At 68.4% G+C, this 21,283-nt stretch carries 19 protein-coding genes; 11 read left to right on the top strand and 8 right to left on the bottom strand.

Features of this window, described 5'->3' with window-relative positions:
- Nucleotides 1-35: 35 nt before the first annotated feature.
- Entirely contained in the window at nucleotides 36-1,748 is a 1,713-nt protein-coding gene (locus JK358_RS35070; RefSeq protein WP_307817887.1) for a DEAD/DEAH box helicase, read from the bottom strand.
- Between the two features lie 122 nt (nucleotides 1,749-1,870).
- Here JK358_RS35070 and JK358_RS35065 point away from each other — a divergent pair, with 122 nt between their 5' ends.
- Nucleotides 1,871-2,965 (top strand): YihY/virulence factor BrkB family protein, encoded by a 1,095-nt coding sequence (locus JK358_RS35065; RefSeq protein WP_201956790.1) that lies wholly within the window; start codon nucleotides 1,871-1,873, stop codon nucleotides 2,963-2,965.
- Here JK358_RS35065 and JK358_RS35060 read toward each other — a convergent pair.
- The 4 genes from JK358_RS35060 to secY all read right to left on the bottom strand — a co-directional run bounded on the left by JK358_RS35060 (nucleotide 2,920) and on the right by secY (nucleotide 8,508).
- On the bottom strand, nucleotides 2,920-4,356 hold the full coding sequence (locus tag JK358_RS35060; RefSeq protein ID WP_307817886.1) for a TerD family protein: 1,437 nt from the start codon (nucleotides 4,354-4,356) through the stop codon (nucleotides 2,920-2,922). The genes JK358_RS35065 and JK358_RS35060 overlap by 46 nt on opposite strands.
- A 158-nt stretch (nucleotides 4,357-4,514) precedes the next feature.
- The gene (locus tag JK358_RS35055; protein ID WP_201956788.1) at nucleotides 4,515-6,329 is read right to left on the bottom strand and encodes a tetratricopeptide repeat protein; all 1,815 of its coding nucleotides are present in this window, start codon (nucleotides 6,327-6,329) and stop codon (nucleotides 4,515-4,517) included.
- 80 nt (nucleotides 6,330-6,409) lie between these two features.
- Nucleotides 6,410-7,174 (bottom strand): LuxR C-terminal-related transcriptional regulator, encoded by a 765-nt coding sequence (locus tag JK358_RS35050; protein ID WP_201956784.1) that lies wholly within the window; start codon nucleotides 7,172-7,174, stop codon nucleotides 6,410-6,412.
- A 14-nt stretch (nucleotides 7,175-7,188) separates the two neighbouring features.
- The gene (gene secY, locus JK358_RS35045) at nucleotides 7,189-8,508 is read right to left on the bottom strand and encodes a preprotein translocase subunit SecY (RefSeq protein ID WP_201956781.1); all 1,320 of its coding nucleotides are present in this window, start codon (nucleotides 8,506-8,508) and stop codon (nucleotides 7,189-7,191) included.
- Nucleotides 8,509-8,773: 265 nt separating this feature from the next.
- Between secY and rph the strand changes: the two genes are divergently transcribed.
- Together rph and JK358_RS35035 are read left to right on the top strand one after the other, a co-directional pair.
- Nucleotides 8,774-11,299: a rifamycin-inactivating phosphotransferase gene (gene rph / locus JK358_RS35040; protein ID WP_201956778.1), complete on the top strand. Its 2,526-nt coding sequence runs from the start codon at nucleotides 8,774-8,776 to the stop codon at nucleotides 11,297-11,299.
- A gap of 201 nt (nucleotides 11,300-11,500) precedes the next feature.
- Entirely contained in the window at nucleotides 11,501-13,747 is a 2,247-nt protein-coding gene (locus JK358_RS35035) for an acyltransferase family protein (RefSeq protein ID WP_201956764.1), read from the top strand.
- A gap of 9 nt (nucleotides 13,748-13,756) precedes the next feature.
- Here the strand turns inward: JK358_RS35035 and JK358_RS35030 are convergent, their stop codons facing one another.
- Entirely contained in the window at nucleotides 13,757-14,416 is a 660-nt protein-coding gene (locus JK358_RS35030; protein ID WP_201956760.1) for a hypothetical protein, read from the bottom strand.
- 18 nt (nucleotides 14,417-14,434) lie between these two features.
- On the opposite strand from JK358_RS35030, the gene JK358_RS35025 reads away from it, so the two are divergent.
- Both JK358_RS35025 and JK358_RS35020 read left to right on the top strand, forming a co-directional pair.
- Nucleotides 14,435-14,602 carry a hypothetical protein gene (locus JK358_RS35025; protein WP_201956756.1) on the top strand — a complete coding sequence of 56 codons (168 nt, stop codon included), beginning with the start codon at nucleotides 14,435-14,437 and terminating at the stop codon, nucleotides 14,600-14,602.
- A gap of 30 nt (nucleotides 14,603-14,632) precedes the next feature.
- Nucleotides 14,633-15,172 (top strand): TerD family protein, encoded by a 540-nt coding sequence (locus tag JK358_RS35020; protein WP_201956754.1) that lies wholly within the window; start codon nucleotides 14,633-14,635, stop codon nucleotides 15,170-15,172.
- A gap of 3 nt (nucleotides 15,173-15,175) precedes the next feature.
- On the opposite strand, the gene JK358_RS35015 is transcribed toward JK358_RS35020, so the two are convergent.
- Nucleotides 15,176-15,718: a TetR/AcrR family transcriptional regulator gene (locus JK358_RS35015; protein WP_201956752.1), complete on the bottom strand. Its 543-nt coding sequence runs from the start codon at nucleotides 15,716-15,718 to the stop codon at nucleotides 15,176-15,178.
- A gap of 114 nt (nucleotides 15,719-15,832) precedes the next feature.
- Here JK358_RS35015 and JK358_RS35010 point away from each other — a divergent pair, with 114 nt between their 5' ends.
- From JK358_RS35010 to JK358_RS34985, 6 genes are all read left to right on the top strand, one after another.
- Nucleotides 15,833-16,576, top strand: a complete 744-nt coding sequence (locus tag JK358_RS35010; RefSeq protein WP_201956748.1) for a nuclear transport factor 2 family protein — start codon at nucleotides 15,833-15,835, stop codon at nucleotides 16,574-16,576.
- Between the two features lie 200 nt (nucleotides 16,577-16,776).
- Nucleotides 16,777-17,421 carry an ABC transporter permease gene (locus JK358_RS35005; protein WP_201956745.1) on the top strand — a complete coding sequence of 215 codons (645 nt, stop codon included), beginning with the start codon at nucleotides 16,777-16,779 and terminating at the stop codon, nucleotides 17,419-17,421.
- Nucleotides 17,418-18,743, top strand: coding sequence for an ATP-binding cassette domain-containing protein (locus tag JK358_RS35000; protein ID WP_201956741.1), 1,326 nt, complete (start codon nucleotides 17,418-17,420; stop codon nucleotides 18,741-18,743). The genes JK358_RS35005 and JK358_RS35000 overlap by 4 nt, the downstream gene beginning before the upstream one ends.
- Nucleotides 18,740-19,477, top strand: coding sequence for an ABC transporter permease (locus tag JK358_RS34995; protein WP_201956728.1), 738 nt, complete (start codon nucleotides 18,740-18,742; stop codon nucleotides 19,475-19,477). Before JK358_RS35000 ends, JK358_RS34995 begins: the two co-directional genes overlap by 4 nt.
- Entirely contained in the window at nucleotides 19,474-20,445 is a 972-nt protein-coding gene (locus tag JK358_RS34990; RefSeq protein WP_201956726.1) for a glycine betaine ABC transporter substrate-binding protein, read from the top strand. The genes JK358_RS34995 and JK358_RS34990 overlap by 4 nt, the downstream gene beginning before the upstream one ends.
- Before the next feature lie 89 nt (nucleotides 20,446-20,534).
- Complete coding sequence (locus tag JK358_RS34985) at nucleotides 20,535-20,681, top strand: hypothetical protein (protein ID WP_201956723.1); 147 nt, start codon at nucleotides 20,535-20,537, stop codon at nucleotides 20,679-20,681.
- Between the two features lie 353 nt (nucleotides 20,682-21,034).
- On the opposite strand, the gene JK358_RS34980 is transcribed toward JK358_RS34985, so the two are convergent.
- Nucleotides 21,035-21,277: a hypothetical protein gene (locus JK358_RS34980; protein ID WP_201956720.1), complete on the bottom strand. Its 243-nt coding sequence runs from the start codon at nucleotides 21,275-21,277 to the stop codon at nucleotides 21,035-21,037.
- Between the last annotated feature and the right edge of the window lie 6 nt (nucleotides 21,278-21,283).

Below are 21,283 nucleotides of genomic sequence, written 5' to 3'. Positions count from 1 at the left end.
GAATCGCCCGTAGGTCGCTCCCGGCCCCCGGTGACTCACATTCGGCGCAGCGCCGCGATCCGCTGCTCGAGCTGGTCGGCGGTGGCCAAAGCGGTTGGCGGGCCACCACATTCGCGGCGTAGCTCACCGTGGATGACACCGTGCGGTTTGCCGGTGCGGTGGTGGTGCATGGCCACCAGGCTGTTGAGTTCGCGACGCAACTCACTCAGCCGATCGGAGGTGGCGGCCCGCTCGGTGGCCGCCGCGATCCCGGCCCCGGATTCGGGGGCGGCGGCCGCGGCACTGCGGTCCTTGATCTGGCGGGCCTGCCGGTCGCGCAGCAGCGCCTTCATCTGATCGGCGTCCAGCAGCCCGGGGATGCCGAGGTAGTCGGCCTCCTCGTCACTACCCGAGAAGGTCGCGGTGCCGAACGAGTCACCGTCGTAGATGACCTGATCGAGTTCGGCGTCCGCGGCCAGGGCGATGAACTTGCGCTCCTCCTCGCCCGGTTCGTCCTTCTGTTTGTTGGCGTCGATCAGCACTTCGTCGTCGAGCTCGTTCTTCTCGCGATGCGGTTTGCCGATCACGTGGTCGCGCTGCAACTCCAGCTGCGCGGCCAGATCCAGCAGCACCGGCACCGACGGCAGGAACACGCTCGCGGTCTCACCGGTGCGTCGGGCACGCACGAAGCGCCCGATGGCCTGCGCGAAGTACAGCGGGGTGGACGCGCTGGTGGCGTACACGCCGACCGCCAGGCGCGGCACGTCGACGCCCTCGGACACCATGCGCACCGCCACCATCCACGGGTCGGTGCTGGCGCTGAACTCGTCGATGCGCGCCGAGGAGCCCGGATCGTCGGAGAGCACGATGGTCGGCTTGGTGCCCGAAATATGTTCCAGCAGTTCGGCGTAGTCGCGCGCCTTCTCCTGGTCGGTGGCGATGACCAGGCCGCCGGCGTCGGTCATGCCGGTGGCGCGCAGCTGCCGCAGCCGGGTGTCGGCGGCGGTGAGCACCTTCGACATCCAGTCGCCCGCGGGGTCGAGGGCGGTACGCCAGGCGCGCGCGGTCTGTTCGGCGTTCAGCGGCTCACCCAGGCGGGCGGAATACTCTTCCCCCGCGCTGTCGCGCCACTGCGCCTCACCGGAGTAGGCGAGGAAGACGACGGGCCGCACCACGCCGTCGGCGAGCGCCTCGGAGTAGCCGTAGGTGTGGTCGGCGCGCGACTTCTCGAAACCGGACTGGTCCACCTCGTAGGTGATGAACGGGATCTTGGAGTCGTCACTGCGGAAGGGCGTACCGGTCAGCGCCAGTCGCCGGGTCGCGTCCCCGAACGCCTCCTCGACGCCCTCACCCCAGCTCTTGGCGTCACCGGCGTGGTGGATCTCGTCGAAGATGACCAGGGTGCGCCGATTCTCGGTGCGCACTCGATGCTTGAACGGATGCGAGGCCACCTGCGCGTAGGTGACGACCACACCGTGATAGTCGGCCGAGGTCGCGCCCGTGGAGTTGGAGAAGTTCGAATCCAGCTGGATGCCGTTGCGCTTGGCCGAGGACGCCCACTGGTGTTTGAGGTGCTCGGTGGGCGCGACGACCGTCACCTGGTCGACGGTGCGGTCGGCGAGCAGTTCGGCGGCGATGCGCAGCGCGAACGTGGTCTTACCGGCGCCCGGCGTCGCCACCGCGAGGAAGTCCCGTGGCTTCTGCGTCAGATACTTGGTGAGAGCCCTACGCTGCCATGCACGAAGCGAACCGCCACCACCCGAAGTCACTCGACAGAGAGTAGCGATCCGAACCGACACCGCACCAATCCGACACAGCCCGTTGTAGTGCCGCACGACACATCGCGGGTCCGCTCCCAATCCTTTCGCTGGTAGGCGATGCTTAGGCCACGATGAAAGAGCACGACCCTCCCCCTGGACACTCCGGCGCGCCGTCGCCGGAGGGGCCGGGCGTGCGCACCGTCACACGGTTGCGCCGCATTCCGGAACTCGTCACCCATGTCGCGGTGAAGGCCTGGGACGATTCGATTTTCGCGAAATCCGCCGCGGCCGCCTTCTGGCAGACGCTGTCGCTTGCTCCCCTGCTGCTCGGACTCCTGGGCAGCCTCGGGTATGTGGGTCACTGGTTCGGCCCGAACACGGTCGACATCGTGCAGTCCAAGATCCTGACCTTCAGCCGGAACCTGTTCAGCCCCACCGTGGTCGACGATCTCATCGCGCCGACGGTCAACGACGTGCTGCGCAAGGGGCACGGCGGCGTGGTGTCGGTGGGTTTCGTGCTGTCGCTGTGGGCCGGGTCCTCGGCCATGGCCACCTTCGTGGACGCGATCACCGCCGCGCACGGGCAGGCCGAGGCCCGCCACCCGGTGTGGCAGCGGGTGTTCGCGCTGCTGCTGTACGTGGGCTTCCTGGTGGTGTCGGTGCTGATCCTGCCGCTGGTGGCACTCGGGCCGTCGCTGATCGGGCGGGTGCTGCCGACCGGGTGGAAGGAGCCGGGCCTGCGCCTGATCGACGCGTTCTACTACCCGGGCACGGCGCTGCTGCTCATCGTCGGCCTGACCACGCTCTACAAACTGGCCCTGCATCGCACGCTGCCCTGGCATCGGCTGTTCGGCGGCGCGCTGGTGGCGGGCGTGTTCTTCATGGCGGCCAGTGAGGGCCTGCGCCGCTACCTGTCCTGGATCACCCGGACGGGCATCAGCTACGGCGCGCTCGCCACGCCGATCGCCTTCCTGCTGTTCACGTTCTTCCTCGGTTTCGCCGTGATTCTCGGCGCCGAGTTCAATGCCAGCGTGCAGGAGTTCTGGCCCGCCCGCGCCACCCGCTTCTCGCAGATCAAAGCGTGGTGGGCGGCGCGGCAGCGCAAGCGGGAACCGTTGTCACCGGATAGGGACGCGATGACAACGGAACCCGATTCGACCGATACGGTCCCGCTGGAGATTCAGTCCTTGCCGCGGCCGGCGCGGACCTCGAAGCCCCAGTTGTAGATCCGGTTGATCTCCGATACGCCGCCACCGGGCTGGCCGTGCGGCGGGCGGATGAAGGTGCATTCGCGGCGCACGACCATCTCACCGTTCACGTTCTCGATCATGGCGAGTACGGCGTCGCGGGAATCGTCGACGCAGCCGTCGAGGGTCATCTCGATCGGGATGCTGTTGACCGGGTAGAGGGTGGCGGTGGCCTGTACGCCGCGGAAATCACGGGCGCCGTCGTAGAGCGAGGTGAAGATCAGGATGCGGCGGAAGAACTGGGTGAAATCGAGGTTGATGTCGATGTTCTCGCCGTTGGCGCTGGCGCCGGTGCGGTCGTCCTGATCGAGGCGGATGAACGGCGGATTGTGCAGGTCGCCGAACCGGCGGTCCAGCGCGCGCACGGATCCGATTGCGCCGTTGGCCAATTCGTAGAAGCAGCACAGGTCCAGGTCGATGCCGCCCTGACCGCTCTTGCGGCCGCCGAACAGACCGCGCTTGTTGTTGACCCAGTTCAGGTTGAAGCGCAGGTTGCCGCCGGTGGCGCCGGACTTGGTCAGCGAGACCGTGGGCGCTTCCTTGGTCAGCGAGATCTTGGTCAGGTTGACCGGGGCGCCCTGCTGGGCCGGAGGCTGCTGTGGCGGCGGCGCGAACTGCTGCTGTTGCGGCGGAGGCGGTGGCGCGTATTGCTGCTGCGGCGGCTGCTGGTACTGCGGCTGCGGGGGCGGCGGAGCGAACTGCTGCTGCGGTGGCGGGGGCGGCGCGAACTGCTGCTGCGGCGGTTGCTGATACTGCGGCTGCGGCGGGGGCGGCGGCGCGTACGGCTGCGGCGCGGGCGCGGGTTCGTCCACGGAGATGCCGAAATCGGTTGCCAGCCCGCCCAACCCGGTGTTGTACCCCTGGCCGACCGCGCGGAACTTCCACGCGCCCTGCCGCCGGTACAACTCGCCGAGCACGAACGCCGTCTCGGTGCTGGCGTCGGTGCTGTCGAACCGCGCCACCTCGGCGCCGTTCATCGCGTCGACCACGCGCACGTAGATGCCGCGGAACTGACCGAAGGTCCCACCATCGGTGGAGGCCGCGATCACGATGGTCTCGATCTGCGGCTCGACGCGCCCCAGATCCACCGACAGCGCGTCGACGACAGTCGCGCCGCGCTGCTTACCCTCGTGGCGGACCGCACCGGACGGATGCACCGCCTGGTTGTAGAACACGAAGTCGTTGTCGGACCGGACTTTTCCCCCGACGAGCAATAGCGCGGATCCGTCCGCGTCCGGAATTCCCGGCCCCGATTGCCACCCCAGTTCGACGCGAACGGCGTTCATCGGCACCGGAACATTGGCACCCTTCATCATCGACACGACTGCCAACCTATACGAATCGGCCGACAATGCACGACCGATTCCCACCCCGCCGTATCGCCCCGCATGCCAACCGCTTCCTCACCGCCCGAATCCGCGCAGCGGAAACCCGCGCCGGCCGCCACCGGCGTCGGATCGGCCCAGCGTTCCAGCAGGTTCTCGTTCGTGCTCATTGTTCGATGCGGCCCGGTCACGCGCGCCGCCGGTCAGTCCGTGGCGGCCACCAGCTTCCGGGCGAGGCCGAGATACTCCTCGTCCACCCACGGGCACGCGAGGGTCAACCGGCAGAACGACTCCAGAATGGTGACCGCCCGTGACCGCGCGGCCTGGGCCAGTGTCACGAAGCGGTGACAGATCGCGTGGCCGATATCCGCGCGAGTGTCGGGCCGGGTCCACGCGATCGCGATGAGCGCGACCGCGGCCGCCTCGCAGACCCAGTCCTCGGGACCGTGCAACAGGTTTAGAAGTACTGCGCGCCTGGTGGATTGGTCCCACGGCTCATCGGCCCGATGGTGCGCGATACCCAGGCACGACCACATCTGAACCGCGCGCACCCACAGGTCCGGATACTGGGTGAGGAGGTCGCGCAGTATCTCGTTGTCGGGGGTCGCGGGCGGATGGACCAGCGCGCCGAGCAGGTCCGGCAGCGGCACCTCCGAGAGCTGGACGGCGAAGTCGTAGGCGGCGGGCAGGTGCGGCCAGCGCAATTGCGCTGTCTGCCGGATCTTCTCGGCCGCGTCGGGGGACGGCGCGGGGACGGCGGGTTCCGCGAGCAGGCCGTCGCCCGGGTAGTGCCACACCACGGCGCCCGCCGGATTCCACTCGTCGTCGCCGCGCCGGGGATCGGGGTCGCCCGCCTCGGAGACCGTGATGTCGACCTTGCGCATCACCTGCCGCAGGGTCAGGGCGGCGCTGGGCGGTTCGATCGCGGAGACCGTGCACCGCAGTTCGAGATCCCGATACCCCTCGGGGCCCTCCTCGATCACCTGGTGCAGCAGGTTCACCAGCGATTCGGTCGCGGCCTCGAGGTAGCCGAGCCAGGAGGCGTCGCCGCAGAACCGGGTCAGCAGATCGTTCGCGTAGTGGTGGTCCGGATGGTCGCGGAAGTGGTCGGCGAGTGCGACCAGATGCCGGGGGTCCTGATCGATGCGGTAGCGCAGCCCGAGCAGTGCGGGCGCGGCCTTCTCGTGCGCCGGGGCGGCGGCGAGCACGCGTTCGAGCCAGGGCACGCCGAGTTCGGGGCGGCCGGTGTCGGCGTACAGCTCGGCGAGATCGGTCTGCAGATAGTCGTCGGCGGGATCACGCCGCAGCTGTTCGAGCCACACCGTGATCGCGTCGTCGGCGCGGCCGGTCGCGCGATACACCTGCCCCAGCATCACACTGGTGATCTGATCCGGCTGCATTCGATGGGCCCGCAGCGCAAGGGATTCCGCGCGTTCGAAGGCGGTGAACCGCCGCGCCAGCCCCGATCCCATGGCCAGCAGCCGGGAATCCGATTCCGGCCGCTCGACGGCGGCGCACAGCAGCTCGTACAGCGGTGCGAGCGTGGCGCGTCCCTGCTCCGGCACCGGTTCGGGCAGTTCGCGGGTGAGGGCCAGCACGGCGTGCAGAACGGTCTCGGCGCTCAAAGCCGCGGCGAGACCGGGCCGTTCGAGCCACGCCACCCGCGCCCACGGCAGCGACGGATCGAAGGCGACGACCTGCGCCAGCAGCGACACCGCCGCGTCCCAGTGCTCGCCCGCGGCCAGCAGGTGCGCCCGCGCGGCCATCGCACCGGCGTACGGGCGATCCGTGGGATAGCACGCGAGGGCCCCGTCCACTCCCCCGGCGGCCACCACGAGCCGTGCCAGCGCCTCGTGCGCCTCGGGCAGGGCGGGATCCAGGTGCAGCGCCGCCCCGATATGGTCCGCCGCGTGCGTCACGTCCCCGCTGTCGAGTGCGAGCACCGCGACCGCGACCTCGCCCTGCGCCTCGATCCGGCTGTCGCCGAGCCCGTCACTTGTTTCCGATACCGCCGCCATCGCTCCCCGTCGTCTCGCGGTTGTCCTCTGCGTTTACGCGCAACATGATTGCCGACATCGCGCGGATCCGCCCGCCGAATTCACTCCACGATGCGGCGGGTGTGCGCGTAGACGACCGCTTGAACCCGGTCGCGGACACCGAGTTTGGCGAGCACATTCGACACATGGGTCTTGACGGTCTGCTCCCCGACGCCGAGTTCGGCGGCGATCTCGGCATTGCTGCGGGCCTTGGCCATCAGCAGCAGCACCTGATGTTCGCGCGGGGTGAGCGAGGCCAATTCCGGTGCGGCGGGGAATGGTTCGACGCCGTGGGTGAGCCGCGTGATGAGGCGGCGGGTCAGCCGGGGATCGATGAGCGTGTCACCGCGCGCGGCGGTCCGGACGGCCGCGACGAGGTCCCGGGACGGCAGCGACTTGGTGAGGAACCCGCTGGCCCCGAGACGCATTGCCCGGTAGAGGTTTTCGTCGGTGTGCTCGGTGGCGAGGGTGAGAATGCGGCTGCCGCCGCCGATTTCGGCGACGGTGTCGAGGGCCGCCGGATCGCCGAGACCGGGCATATCCAGATCCAGGATGGCGATGTCGGGCCGCAGCCGGCGCATCTCCCGGATGGCGGCGGCGCCGTCGCCGACCTCCGCGACGCAGCGGAGATCCGGCTCGGTGTCGATGACAGCCCTGATACCCGAACGGAATACGAGATGATCGTTGGCCACCAGCACCGTCGCCAGGCGGCCCGCGACCGGCGCGACGGCCTGCGCGGTGCCCGCCGACAGCACCGTCGCGCTGAGCGCGAGCACCAGTGTGGACACCAGCCGCAGCAGCAGGGGGCGATTGGAGAGCGATCCCATGTGCACAGTCTGCTTCAGCGCAGGAATCCGGTGTAGTTCTGGTTCATCATCCGGCTCTCCACCTGCTTGACCGTGTCGAGGCCGACGCTCACCACGATCAGCACCGAGGTGCCGCCGAAGGCGAGATTCTGTGCCGGAGTGCCGGGACCGATGTGTAGCAGCAGATTCGGCAGGACGGCCACCGCGCCGAGGTAGAGCGAACCGGGCAGGGTGATCCGGCTCAGGACGAAGTTCAGATAGGTCGCGGTCGGCTTGCCGGGCCGGTACCCCGGGATGAACCCGCCGAACTTCTTCATCTCGTCCGCCCGCTCCTCGGGGTCGAAGGTGATCGCCACGTAGAAATAGGTGAAGAACACGATCATCGCGAAATAGCCGGAGACATAGACCGGATTGTTCGGGTCGACCAGATATTTCTGGATCAGCTCCTGCCACCGCGCGGACTCCCCCGCGGCGCTTCCGGTCAACTGCGCCAGCAGGTTCGGCAGATACAGCAGCGAGGACGCGAAGATCACCGGGATGACACCGGCCTGATTCACCTTCAGTGGCAGGTAGGTCGAGGATCCGCCGTACATCTTGCGCCCGACCACCCGCTTGGCGTACTGCACCGGAATCCGGCGCTGCGCCTGCTCGACGAAGATCACCGCGACGATCAGGGCCACCACGGCGACACAGACGGCAGTAAAGATCAGCCCACCACTGCCCCGCAGAATCGACCGGCCCTGACTCGGCAGTCCCGCGGCGATGCCGGTGAAGATGAGCAGCGACATGCCGTTGCCGATGCCGCGCTCGGTGATCAGTTCGCCGAACCACATGACCAGCGCCGCGCCCGCGGTCATGACCAGCACCATGATGATCATGCCGAACAGCGAGGTGTCGGCCAGCAGATCGGCCGGGCAGCCGCGCAGCAGCTGTTTGCGGGCCGCCAGCGCCACCAGCGTCGACGCCTGCAGCACCGCCAGCGCCATGGCGAGATAGCGGGTGTACTGGGTGATCCGCGCCTGACCGGACTGCCCTTCGCGGCGCAGCTCCTCGAAGCGCGGGATCACCACGCCCAGCAGCTGCGTGATGATGCTCGCGGTGATGAACGGCATGATGCCGATCGCGAACACCGACAGCTGCAGCATCGCGCCGCCCGAGAAGAGGTCGATCAGCTGGTATATCCCGGCCGATCGTTCACCGGACACGGTTTCGAGACAGCCGCGCACGGCGGCGTAGTCGACACCGGGCGAGGGCAGCGCGGCCCCGAGGCGGTACAGCGCGAGCAATCCCAGCGTGAACACGATCGGGCGCCGCAATTCCGGATTCCGCACCGCCGGGACGAAGGCGGAGAGCACAGATCCTCCTGACGAATCGGCTTGCCGGACAGCGAGATCGATCCTGTCCAGGGCCTTCGACGCTACGGCTGCGCACAGTGCGGGCACGTCGCCCACGAGGCGGAATTCGCCCTCCCCCGAGAGAGGGAACCCACGGGCCGCGATTGCCCGCCGTTCAACCCCTCCCCTTTCCACTGTATACGCGTTTCCGGGTCCTCATGAGGGCGCGAACAGTGGTCCATAATCGCTCCCGGATCAGCGAAACCACCAGGTGAGGAGTAGCGGAATGCGGTATGTGCGCGAGTTCGGGGAGATCGACCGGACCCAGGTGGCGATCGTCGGCGGCAAGGGCGCGAACCTGGGCGAGCTGTTCGGGGTCGACGGTGTCGACGTGCCCGACGGCTTCTGCGTCACGACCGAGGCTTTCGCGCGGACCGTGGCCGGTGCGCCCGCGGTCGAGGCCGGGCTCGACGACCTGGCACGGGTCGAGCCCGAGGACCAGGCGGCGATCCGGGTGCGCAGCGCGGCGATCCGGCGGGCGATCGAGGAACTCCCGATTCCCGAGGAGGTGGCCGCCGAGATCCGCGCCGCGCACGCCCGGCTCGGCGCGGCGGACGCCTACGCGGTCCGGTCCAGTGCGACGGCCGAGGATCTGCCCACCGCGTCCTTCGCGGGCCAGCAGGACTCGTACCTGAACGTGGTGGGCGCGGCGGCGATCCTCGAGCAGGTCCGCCGCTGCTGGGGTTCCCTGTTCACCGAGCGCGCGGTCACCTACCGTCTGCGAAACGGGTTCGGCCAGCGGGAGATTCGCATGGCGGTGGTGGTGCAGCGGATGGTCGCGGCGCGCGCCTCGGGCGTCCTGGTCACCGCCGACCCGCTCACCTCCGACCGGACGGTCACCTCCATCGACGCCGGTTTCGGTCTCGGCGAGGCGCTCGTGTCCGGGCAGGTGAACACCGACGTCTATCGGGTGCGCGGCGACGAGATCAGCCGGGAGAGCGCCGGTGCGCGGGTGCTCTCCGATGCCGAGGTGCTGCGGCTCACGCGGTTGGGCCGCCGCATCGAAGCGCATTTCGGCAGCCCGCAGGACATCGAGTGGTGCCTCGACGGCGACGCGGTCCGCATCGTGCAGAGCAGGCCACTGACCACGCTGTTCCCGATTCCCGCCGCGGCGGACGACGCCCACCGCGTGTACGTCTCGGTCGGCCATCAACAGATGATGACCGATGCCATGAAACCCCTGGGGATTTCGATGTGGCAGCTCACCAGCCGGGGGCCCATGCGGGACGCGGGCGGGCGGTTGTTCGTCGACGTCACCGCGATGCTGTCGGCGCCGGCCACCGGCGCCGCCCTCGTCGAGGCGCTCGGCAAATCCGATCCGCTGATCGGGGACGCGCTGCGGACGGTGCTCGAGCGCGGGTTCGTTCGCCAAGTGCCGCAGCAGGATTCCGGCGCGACACCGGCCGCCGTGCCCGGCACCGTACCCGCGACCATCGACACCGACCCCGCCCTGGTCGCCGAGCTGATCGCGGACAGCGAAGCCTCCCTCGCCACTCTGGCGAAGGACATCGCGGACCTGTCCGGGCCGGCGCTGCTCGATTTCATTCGCGACGATGTCCAGGAGTTGCGGCGAGTTCTGTTCACGCCGACGGGTTTACAGGTGATCACCGCCGCGATGGACGCCTCGTTCTGGCTGGGCGATCGGCTCCGGGAATGGCTGGGCGAGAAGAACGCCGCCGACGCGCTCACCCAATCCGTCCCCGGCAATGTCACCTCGGAGATGGGCCTGGCGCTGCTGGACGTCGCCGACGCCCTGCGCCCGTATCCGGAGGTGGTGGCCTACCTGCGCCGGATCGAGCACAGCGGCGCGGGTTTCATGAACGAGCTCCCCGCATATCCAGGGGGCGTCCAGGCGCGTGCCGCCCTCGCGGATTTCCTGGACCGGTACAGCATGCGCTGCGCGGGCGAGATCGACATCACCAGGCCGCGCTGGAGCGAAGCCCCCGAGACGCTGCTGCCGACGATCCTCGGCAATATCGACAACTTCGCACCCGGTGCGGCGCGGCGACTCTTCGACGACGGCCTGCGCACCGCCGAACAGACGAAAGACCTTCTGCTGCAACGCCTGCGCACACTGCCCGACGGCGAGCGGAAGGCGGAGGAGACCGCGCGCATGATCGACCGCGTGCGCACCTTCTCCGGCTATCGGGAGTATCCGAAGTACCGCATGGTGAGCCGCTACTTCCTGTACAAGCAGGCGCTGCTGCGGGAGGCCGAACGGCTGACGCGGGCCGGGGTGCTCCGCGAACCCGAGGACATCTACTACCTCACCTTCGACGAAATCCAGGAGGTGGTCGGCCGGCAGCACGCGAATGCCGGGCTGATCGACGAGCGCCGGGCCGCATTCCGCTTCTACCGGACCCTCACCGCGCCACGGGTTCTCACCTCCGACGGCCAGGCCCTGAGCGGAACCTATCGGCGGGCGGATCTCCCGGCGGGCGCACTGCCCGGTATGGCGGTCTCCGCCGGGACCATCGAGGGCCGCGCCCGCGTCCTCGCCGATATCGCGCAGGCCGATCTCGAACCCGGCGACATTCTCGTCACCGCCTACACCGATCCCAGCTGGACGCCGCTGTTCGTGGCGATCAAGGGGCTGGTGACCGAGGTCGGCGGAGTGATGACCCACGGCGCGGTGATCGCCCGCGAATACGGCCTCCCCGCCGTCGTCGGCGTGGAGCACGCCACCAGGCTGATCCGCGACGGGCAGCGCATCCGGGTGAACGGCGGTGAGGGGTACGTCGAAATCCTGTAGCAGCGACGCGATTCGGCGCGGAGCGTCCCCCCGATACGGAGGTTCGTCGCCGAGTCACTCCCAGTTTGCTTCCGGCACCGTCGCTCGTGCATTCTCGAGGGCGGCGTGCCGGAAGTCGGGTCGGCAACACCGTTTCGGGGTCCGGAGCGGGGCAGTCGTCATGGGAGTTTCAGGGTGCGCGCTCGTCCATACCGCCGGCCGATGACCGGCGGTCCCGCCGCCGCGCACGGTGCCGTCGGATCGAACGCGCACAGTGCCACCACACCGAACGCCCAGAGTGCCGTCGGACCGAACGCACACAGTGCCGTCGCGTCGAACGCACACGGTGCCACCACGCCGAACACGCACGGAGTGCCCGCGCCGAACACCCATGGTGTCACCGCGCCGAGCACGCACGGAGTGCCCGCGCCGAATACGGTGGCCCCGTTGGCGAGTGGGCACGCGCACCGCGATGACCTCGACGGTTTGCGGGGCGTGGCCATCGCCCTGGTGGTGGCCTTTCATGTGTGGATGGGCCGGGTTTCCGGCGGCGTCGACATCTTCCTGGTGCTGTCGGGGTTCTTCTTCACGGGAATGTTGCTGCGGCGCAGCGACACCGGCGGCCCGCTGATCGGGTGGACGCTGCGCCGCACCGGACGCCGCCTGCTGCCCGCGCTGACGCTGGTGCTCGGCGCGGCCGCGGTGGCCACGGTGGCGCTGCGGCCGTACACCCAGTGGGATTACATCAGCGGGCAGCTGCTGGCCTCCGGGCTGTACCTCCAGAACTGGTATCTGGCGGCGGCCGAAATGGATTACGCCGCACCGGATCCCTCCATCAGTCCGCTGCAGCATCTGTGGTCGATGGCGGTACAGGGGCAGTTCTATCTGCTGATCCTGGTGATCGCCGCCGCCTGGGCCCGGCTGCGCACCCGGTTGCCGCGCGCCCGCGGGGTGCTGCTGCTCGTGCTGGTCGGCCTCGGGGCCGTCTCGTTCCGCTACGCGAGCATCGGCGCGGCGCAGCATCAGGCCTGGACCTACTACGACACCGGGGCGCGCCTGTGGGAGCTGCTGGCCGGGGCGGCGCTGGCGGTGGTCGCGCATCGCGTCGAAATCCCCGCGCTGCTGCGCGGATTCGCGGCGGCGCTCGGCCTGGCCATGGTGCTGTCGTGCGGCGTGCTCTTCGACGGTGCGGCCGAATTCCCGGGTCCGGCAGCGGTTTTCCCGGTGGCGGCCGCCGTCCTGCTCATCGTGTCCGGCCTCGGGCTGTCGGCGCGGGCGCGACCGTGGGCGAATCGGGTGCTCGCCTCGCGGGTGTGCACCGAGCTCGGGGCCATCGCCTATCCGCTGTATCTGTGGCACTGGCCCGTCCTCATCTTCTATCTGGCCGAAACCGGCCGGGCCCGTGCGGGATTCGCCGACGGGCTGGTGGTGATCGTCGTCTCGCTGGCGCTCGCGACGGCGACGACGCGGCTGCTGGAGAACCCGCTGCGGCGGCGGGACGCCACCGGCGCCCCGGTCTGGGTGCGTCGCGGGCTCGGCGTCGCGGTCGCCGCGCTGGGCGTCACCGTGCTGTTCGCCGGATCGGCCTGGCAGCTGCGTGCGGTGGCGGATCCGCCGCGTCCGGCCCCGCCGCTGGAGATCAACCGGTATCCCGGCGCGAGTGTGCTCACCGACAAGCTCGAGGTGCCGCCGGAACCGTTGCGGCCCGCGGTATCCCAAGGTTTCGCCGATGCGCCGCCGCCCACCCTGGACGGCTGCATCACGCCCGACCGGGAGGTGCGCAGCTGCGTCTACGGCGAGGCCGGCGCGACCCGCACCATCGCCGTGGTGGGCGGTTCGCATTCCGAGCAGTGGATTCCCGCGCTCGAAATACTCGGGCGCGCCAACAGCTTTCGCATCGTCACCTATCTCAAGGAGAGCTGCCCGCTGACCCTGTCCGATCAGCCCTCCTACTCGGAGACGCCGTTCCCCGAGTGCCGCGAATGGTCGCTCGAGGTGCTCGATCGGCTGGCGGCGGAGCGGCCCGACTGGGTGTTCACCATCTCCACGCGCTTTCGCCCGTACAGCGACGGTGACGAGGTGCCGCCCGAATTCCTGGACGTGTGGACGGCTCTCGACGATCGCGGCCTCGCGGTACTGGCGCTGCGCGATACGCCCCGGCTGCGGCGCGACGGCATCTTCTACAGCGCCGTCGACTGTCTGGCCACCCGCGGCACCACCATCCACAGCTGCGGCATCGATCGGCCGGTCGCGCTGGATCCGGTCGACCCCGCCACGGCGCCGGCGGCCGCCTATCCGAATATCTTCCCGATCGATCTGTCCGACGCGGTGTGCCGGCCGGACCGGTGCCAGGTCGCCGAGGGCAATGTGCTCATCTATCGCGACGAGCATCATCTCACCGCGAGCTATATCCGCACGCTCGCACCGGAATTGGGCAGGCAGCTGGGGGCGATCACCCGGTGGTGGTGAGGCGCTCGGCTAGCCGGGCGGTGCGGGCATGGTGACCGCGATCTCGCCGCCGAGGTGATAGCCGACGGCCAATTCCAGCTTGTCGCCGCTCCAGAATCGGCCCGGGTCATACCAATTCGGGCGCTTGGCGGGCAGCAGACCCATGGCCTGATAGGTCATGGCGACGATCTCCGCGCAGTAGGCGTTCTCCAGACCGGCATCGGCGGCAGGCTCTTTCGCGCGTTTCGGGAAGGGCACCCGGCCGCGCAGCCAGCGCCCGGCCAGTGCGCTGGTGGACGGAAAGGGCATGCCGTCCAGGCGCGCCACCGTGCGCAACGCGGCGTCCTCCATCGCACGGGTGACCGGCCGATCCAGCTGCCGCAGCCACGCCCGCTGCTCGTACACCTCGGACCAGCGCGTCACCGCGGCGCGCAGGTCATGCAGCTGGGCGCCGCGATGATGATTGCCCGACCAGATGTCGGGCAGCGCCTTGCCGAGCTCGGCATGCCAGATCAGCGCGGGCAGATCGTCGATGACGACCGCCATGCCGACGTGGTTGACCGGGCTGTTCGTCAGCCCCCGGATGGCCCGGTCGGCCCCGGAATGTCCACGGAACAGCCATAAGTCGCCCGTCCGCGCGAGCTCCACCGCTTCATCCAAACCGACACTCGAGGGCGCTTCGCTGGGCACAGCGACTAGCCTATGCCTATGCGCTGGTGGAAGGTACTCGGCTTGGCAGGAGCCGCGGGTGTCGCGGCAACCGGAGTGGTCATCGTGCGATCGGAACGCAAACGGCGGGCCTACACCCCGGACCAGGTCCGGGACCGGCTGCACGCGCGTCTCGACGAGCAACCCGCACCCACCGGTGATCGCTGACGAGTCGAGCAGTACTAAGGCAGGACGCTCATGACATTTCCGCTCCGTGATGAGCAGGGCACCGAAATCGTCTATCTCCGAGTGGGTCTGGGCTGGGATCCGGCCCGCCGCAAACTCTGGGGCAAACACTCCGACATCGACCTGAACGTCGCGGCCATGATCTACGCCGACACCGGCCTCACCGATGTCGTCTACCACGAGCAGATGCTCTCCACCGACAGCGCGGTACGCCTGCACGGCGACAATCTCACCGGCGAGGGCCCCGGCGACGACGAGATCATCACCGTGGACCTCACCCGCATCGAGTCCTACGTGACGGCCGTCCTCTTCGTGGTCACCTGCTACACCGGCCAGAACCTCGCCCGGGTGGAGAACGCCTTCTGCCGCATCGCCAACAGCGCCACCACCACCGAACTGGCCCGCTACGACATCGCCGCCGTCTCCGGCACCGGCTTCGTCATGGGCGGCCTGTTCCGGCCCGGCGGCGTGTGGGAATTCCGCGAGATCAACCAGGGCATCGAAGCCAAACACCCGGTGGAGGCAGCCCCCGAACTCGGCCGCTTCCTCTAGCCGTCACCGCGGCCGCACACCGAGCTGCGGGACGAGTTGCGTTGCGACACCGCAGACATGGCGGACGAAGGCGGCGCGGTCACTGCCCAGGCTGCCCTCGGTCCACTCCACGAACAGCGAGATCAGCGCACCGAACAGCGCGGAGAACCGCATCCTGACCGCTGGATCCGCAGGCGACCCGGCCGCCAGGTCCCCCAGGGCGGCAATGGTGATCGCGGGGATGGTGTCGCGCACGTGGCGGCGCAGCCGCGCATCGGCGACCGGTTCGATCAGCAGGATCCGGCAGACCCGCGGGTCCGCCTCCATCAACCGCGCGGCGGCGTCGAACACCCCGGGCAGGTCGCGCGCGGAGACAGCGGGCCCGATCTCCTCTTCCAATCGCGCCAGTGTCGCGGCGTAGACCGCGTGCAGCAGCTCGTCGATATCGGTGAAGCTCTCGTAGAAGAACTTCTGACTCAGCCCCGCCTCCCGGCATACGGCCCGCATGCCCAGGCCCGCAACACCTTCCGTCCCGGTGATCGCGATGCCCGCATCGACGAGCCGCATCCGGCGCTCCCCCACACGATCATCCGAACTGCGGCCCCCATAGCTCCTTGACACCCGCCGACAATATCAGGAAGCATCTGCTTCATAAAGCAACTGCTTCCCGATGGAGGTGTCATGTTCACCGACCGGCAATTCCACGAAGCACTCGGCAAATCCCGCCTGGCACAACCGATCCCCCGAATCCTGACCAATCGCGCGGAACCCGTCGAAGTCCTCGACGAACAGGCGCTGACCGCCATAACCACCACCTGGTTCGCCGAATACGACGAGAAGATCGCCTTCTACGCCGAGCACGGTTTCGACATCGCCTGGACCCTGGACTGGGCCAAGAAGTACTGGTGGAGCTGGCAATCCCGCGACATGACCCGCAACCACGAGCTCTACACCGCCGACCTCCGCTACAAGGATGTCACCACCCTCGGCGCCACCATGATCGGCCTCGACGCGTTCGTCGCCTACAACTTCGCCTTCTTCGACGCCATCCCCGACTGGCGCTACGACCCCATCCCCGGCCAGTCCTACCTCGACATCGCGCCCGACGGCGAAGTCCGCATGGTCGTCCGCTACTACGGCAGCGGCCACCTGACCGGCCCGCTGAAACTGCACCCCTACGACGACACCGCCGCGGCCATTCCCGGCAACGGCGCGTTCGTCCAATGCACGGCGGTCGACCGCTACCACTTCAACGCCGACCACCTCATGTACGAGGGCGAAACCCTCTACGACCTCCTCGACGCCGTCCAAACGGCCGGGCTGCTCCCCGCCCCCGCGAGCGGCTCCTTCACCTGGCTGATGCGCGGCGCGGGCCTGGCCACCCGGATCGCGACCGCGCTGAATCTCACCGGACGGCAGCGGTGATTCCGGCGGCGAATCACCGGGCCGGGATTCGATCCGGCTGACCGCAAAGGTATTCATGCTGTTGGCGGCATGGTTCCGTCAGAGCACAACGGTGGACCCTCCACCGCGCGCCAGCCCGGAGCCGACCGCACTCTCCGTTACTGTCGAAGGGCTCACGCAGACAGGAACCGACCCGGTCTTCGACCGACAAGGGGAATCCCGTGCAGTTGTGGAGCTATATCCGGGGGCGGGGCGAGGTGCTGGCATTCCTCACCTATCAGCATGCGTCCCTGGCCTTTCAGACCGTCCTGGTCGGCACGATCATCGCGGTGCTCATCGCGGTCGCGGTCTATCGGCTGCCGCTGCTGTCGGCGCTCACGCTGACCTCGAGCCGGGTGGCGCTGACCATTCCCTCACTGGCACTGCTGGCGCTGCTGCTGGTCCCGTTCGGGCTCGGGGTGGTGCCGTCGTTCCTCATGCTGGCGTTCTTCGCGACCCTGCCGGTGATCGGCAACGCCATCGTGGGTCTGCGGTCGGTGCCGGAGTCGGTCATCGAATCCGCGCGCGGCATCGGATTCTCGCGATGGCGCATTCTGCTGACCGTCGAACTGCCCATGGCCTGGCCGGTGATCCTCACCGGCATCCGGGTGTCCACGCAGATGGTGGTCGGCGTGGCCGCCATCGTCGCCTACGTGCTCGGCCCCGGCCTCGGATCGCTCATCTTCAACGGCCTGTCCCGGCTCGGCGGCGCGAACGCCCTCGAAATGGCGCTGACCGGAACCATTCTCATCATCGCCATCGCGTTGGTGTTCGACGCGCTCCTCGTCCTTCTCGGACGTCTCACCATCGCGAAGGGACTCGCATGACCGAGGTGACCGGCCCGGCCATACCGGAGCAGCGCACGGTGACCGGCGCGTCCATCACGCTGGACGGAGTCGTCAAACACTATCGGGGACAGGACAAACCGGCCGTCGAACGGCTGGACCTGGAGATCGAGGCCGGGCATATCGTCGCATTCGTCGGCCCCTCCGGGTGCGGGAAGACCACCACCCTCAAAATGATCAACCGGCTGATCGAGCCGAGCGAGGGCCGGATCCTCATCGACGGACGTGATGTCACCAAGGAGGATCCCGACAGGCTGCGGCAGTCGATCGGCTATGTCATCCAATCAGGTGGCCTGTTCCCACACTGGTCGGTGGCCAAGAACATCGGCGCCATCCCGCGCGTCCTCGGCTGGGACCGCAAGCGGATCACCGAACGCACCGAATATCTGCTCGATCTGGTCGGGCTCGACCCCGCCACCTTCGCCGACCGGCTGCCCAAGGATATGTCCGGCGGGCAGCAGCAGCGCGTCGGCGTGGCGCGGGCACTGGCCGCCGACCCGCCCGTGCTGCTCATGGACGAACCGTTCGGCGCCGTCGACCCGATCACGCGAGTTCGCCTGCAGGACAGTCTGATCGCCATCCAGCACGAACTCGGCAAGACCATCGTGATCGTGACGCACGACTTCGAGGAGGCCACCAAACTCGGGGACAAGGTGCTGATCCTGTCCGAGGGCGGGCATATCGAGCAGTACGCGACACCGGAGGAGATCCTCACCGATCCGGCCACGCCGTTCGTGGAGGAATTCGTCGGCTCCGGCGCGAAACTGGCCTATCTGACCGTCTCGCGCGTCCGCGATGTGGAATACGACCCGGTGATCACCGCGCGGATCGGTGAACCGTCGGGGGAGGTGATCGCCCGCGCGCGGGCCGCGGGGCACGACTGGATCGTGGTGGTCGACCGGGCCGGACGGCCGCGCTCGTGGCCCACGCTCGCGGAAGTGGCCAGCAAACCCGAGGTTTCGGACTTCCTGGATCGACGGCTGCCCGTGGTGGCACGCTCGTCGACCCTCAACGACGCCCTCGACGCCATGCTCGCCACCAGTCAGGGAGCCACCCTGGTGACCGATGGCCGGGGCGCGGTCGTCGGGTCGCTGAGCATCGTGGCGGTCACCGAATTGATCCGCGCCAAACTCGCCGAGGGGCATCCCGAGGACGAGGACCTGTCCTACGAAACCTATGTCGACGGAACAGATCCCGCGCCGACACCGGTGGTCGCCGCCGCCGATGAGCCGGGATCCCTTGCCGATCAGCATGATTCAGTGGAAGTGGCAGACCAGGAGTCCGAATCGGCGGGACCGTCGTGAATCGGCTGCGCCGCCTGCCGATCGATGTCTGGTTCGAGCCGATCATCATTCTCGTGATCGGCATCGGCTACCTGCTGTGGTACCGGTCCACCACCTTCACCTCCACCGAGCAGGCCGCCCTGGGCTGGGCCACGCTGCGCACCACGATCCTCGCGCACATCGAACTGACCGTGGTGGCCACGCTCATCGTGGTGGTCGTCGCGATACCGCTGGGCGTCGCGCTGACCCGCCCGGCGCTGAAACGCTTCGAACCCCTCGCCGTCAATATCGCCAATATCGGCCAGGCCGCCCCCGCGGTCGGCCTGCTGGTGCTGTTCACCTTCTGGCTCGGCACCGGATTCCGCACCGCCGTCACCGGTCTCGTGGTGTACGCGATCCTGCCCATCCTGCAGAACACGATCATCGGCCTGCGCCAGGTGGATCAGCGCACCATCGAAGCCTCCCGCGGCATCGGCTACTCCGCCACCCGCACCCTCGTCCAGGTCGAGCTGCCGCTGGCCGTACCGGTCATCCTCAACGGCGTGCGCACCGCGCTGGTGATCCTCGTCGGCACCGCGACCCTGAGCACCTTCATCGGCGCGACCAGCCTGGGCACCCTGATCACCACCGGCGTCACCCTGTTCCTCCCCAGACTGCTCATCTCCGGCGCGATTCTGGTCGGCCTGCTCGCGCTGGTCGTCGACTGGCTCGGCCGGGTGGTCGAACTGGCCGCCACCCCGCGAGGTGTCTCATGAAGCCGCTGCGCGCCGGATCGATTGCGCTGCTGGTGGTTTCGCTACTCACCGGCTGCGGCCTGGTGAGCTCCTCCGGCACCTTCCACGACGCGACCCTGCCCGGCGGCGACAAACCCCTCGACGGCGCGAAACTCGTCGTCACCTCGAAGAGTTTCACCGAGGGCGTCCTCCTCGGCAAGATCACCGCCACCTATCTGGCCGCCGCCGGAGCCACCGTCACCGACCTCACCGGCGCACCCGGCTCGGCCTCCTCCCGCCAAGCCCAGCTCAACGGTGACGCCGACATCCTCTGGGAGTACACCGGCACCGGCTGGGTCAACTACCACAACGAAACCGAGACCATCACCGACCCGCGGGAACTGTGGCAGCGCGTCCACGACATCGAAAAACGCGACTACAACCTGGAATGGCTTCCGCCTGCCAACTTCAACGACACCTACGCTTTCGCGGCCTCCACCCCCACAGCCCAACGCCTGCGGGTGAATTCCCTCTCCGATGTAGCCGCCCTCCCGGTCGCCGACCGCACATTCTGTGTGGACGACGAATTCTTCAGCCGCTCGGACGGTTTCATCCCCATGCTGACGAAATACGGCATCGCCTACAACGATCCGAGCGGCGTCCCGTCCGGCAACGTCACCCGCATGGACGCCGGCGTCGTCTACCCCGCCACGGCCAAGAGCTCCCCCTGCAACTTCGGCATGGTCTACACCACCGACGGCCGAGTGAAGAACCTCGACCTGAAGGTCCTCACCGACGACAAGGCGTTCTTCCTCCCGTACAGCGGCGCCGCCGTGGTCCGCGCCCCCGTCATCGACGAGCACCCCCAGCTCCGCCCCCTGCTGGCCACCATCTCCGAACGCCTCACCGATCGGCTGATGCAGGACCTCAACGGCCGCGTGGACATCGACGGCCGCGACCCCGCCGACGTCGCCTACGACTGGCTCCGCTCCGAAAACCTCATCCGCTGAGCGCGCCGAAAGTGGTTGCGGCCCCTCGAGCTTCGGCGAGCTATCGTGGACTCACCGGTGTCGCACTCGTCCGAACCAAGGGGCGCGTCATGCGCAAGATCCTGTCCTTCTCCGTTGCCGGAATCCCCGTAGTCGGCTTCCTCGTGGGCAGCTTCCTGCTGCTCGTGACCGTGTGGTTCGCCGCGGTCTTCCGTGACACCCCGCGCCGAGCAGGATTGCGGCGGTGGCTACGGTGACCACGGCCCACAGGGGATCGGGCCATCCGCGCCAGCGGCACGGTCTTCGCCTACGACCTCGTGATCCAGCCCGCCCACAGCTGGACCCTGTTCCTGATCAACGCCTCCGGACTCGTCCTGGCCTGGACACTCTGCGCACTGACGATGACCACGCTCCACGTCGAACCACAGGCAGCCGGCCGCCAGCGGAATTAATTCAGTGGCGGCCGCCGGACGGCCACCGTTAAAGTCATCGCCGCGACGCGGGGAAGTTCCTGGATCTATAGCTGGGGACAGAGTTGAGTTCCCCGGCGTCGTCCAAACTTCGACGGCGGCTCACGAATCGCTGTCGTCATCCGGACAACGGCGTGGGACTACATCGGATACCGCAGAATCGCGCCGGCCGAACCACCACCGAGAATCTCTTCTCCGCGCACCGCCATGACACGACCGTCGGTGAGATGTACCCGGCGCGCGATCTCGTCGAGGATATCGAGCCCTTCGGTGTCGTCACCGAATTCGACTGCGCCGTCATCGGCAGCGAGAGTGCCGGGAACGGCGGTGTCGATGCCGAGGAAGGCAGTGTCGACGATGCCGTACGTAGATTCCTTTGCCACCCGGGC

Origin of the sequence: Nocardia acididurans (assembly GCF_016741815.1) — a bacterium.
Lineage (GTDB): Bacteria > Actinomycetota > Actinomycetes > Mycobacteriales > Mycobacteriaceae > Nocardia > Nocardia acididurans.
The sequence above is the reverse complement of the archived record's forward strand: the minus strand, read 5'-3'. Positions and strand labels throughout refer to the sequence as shown.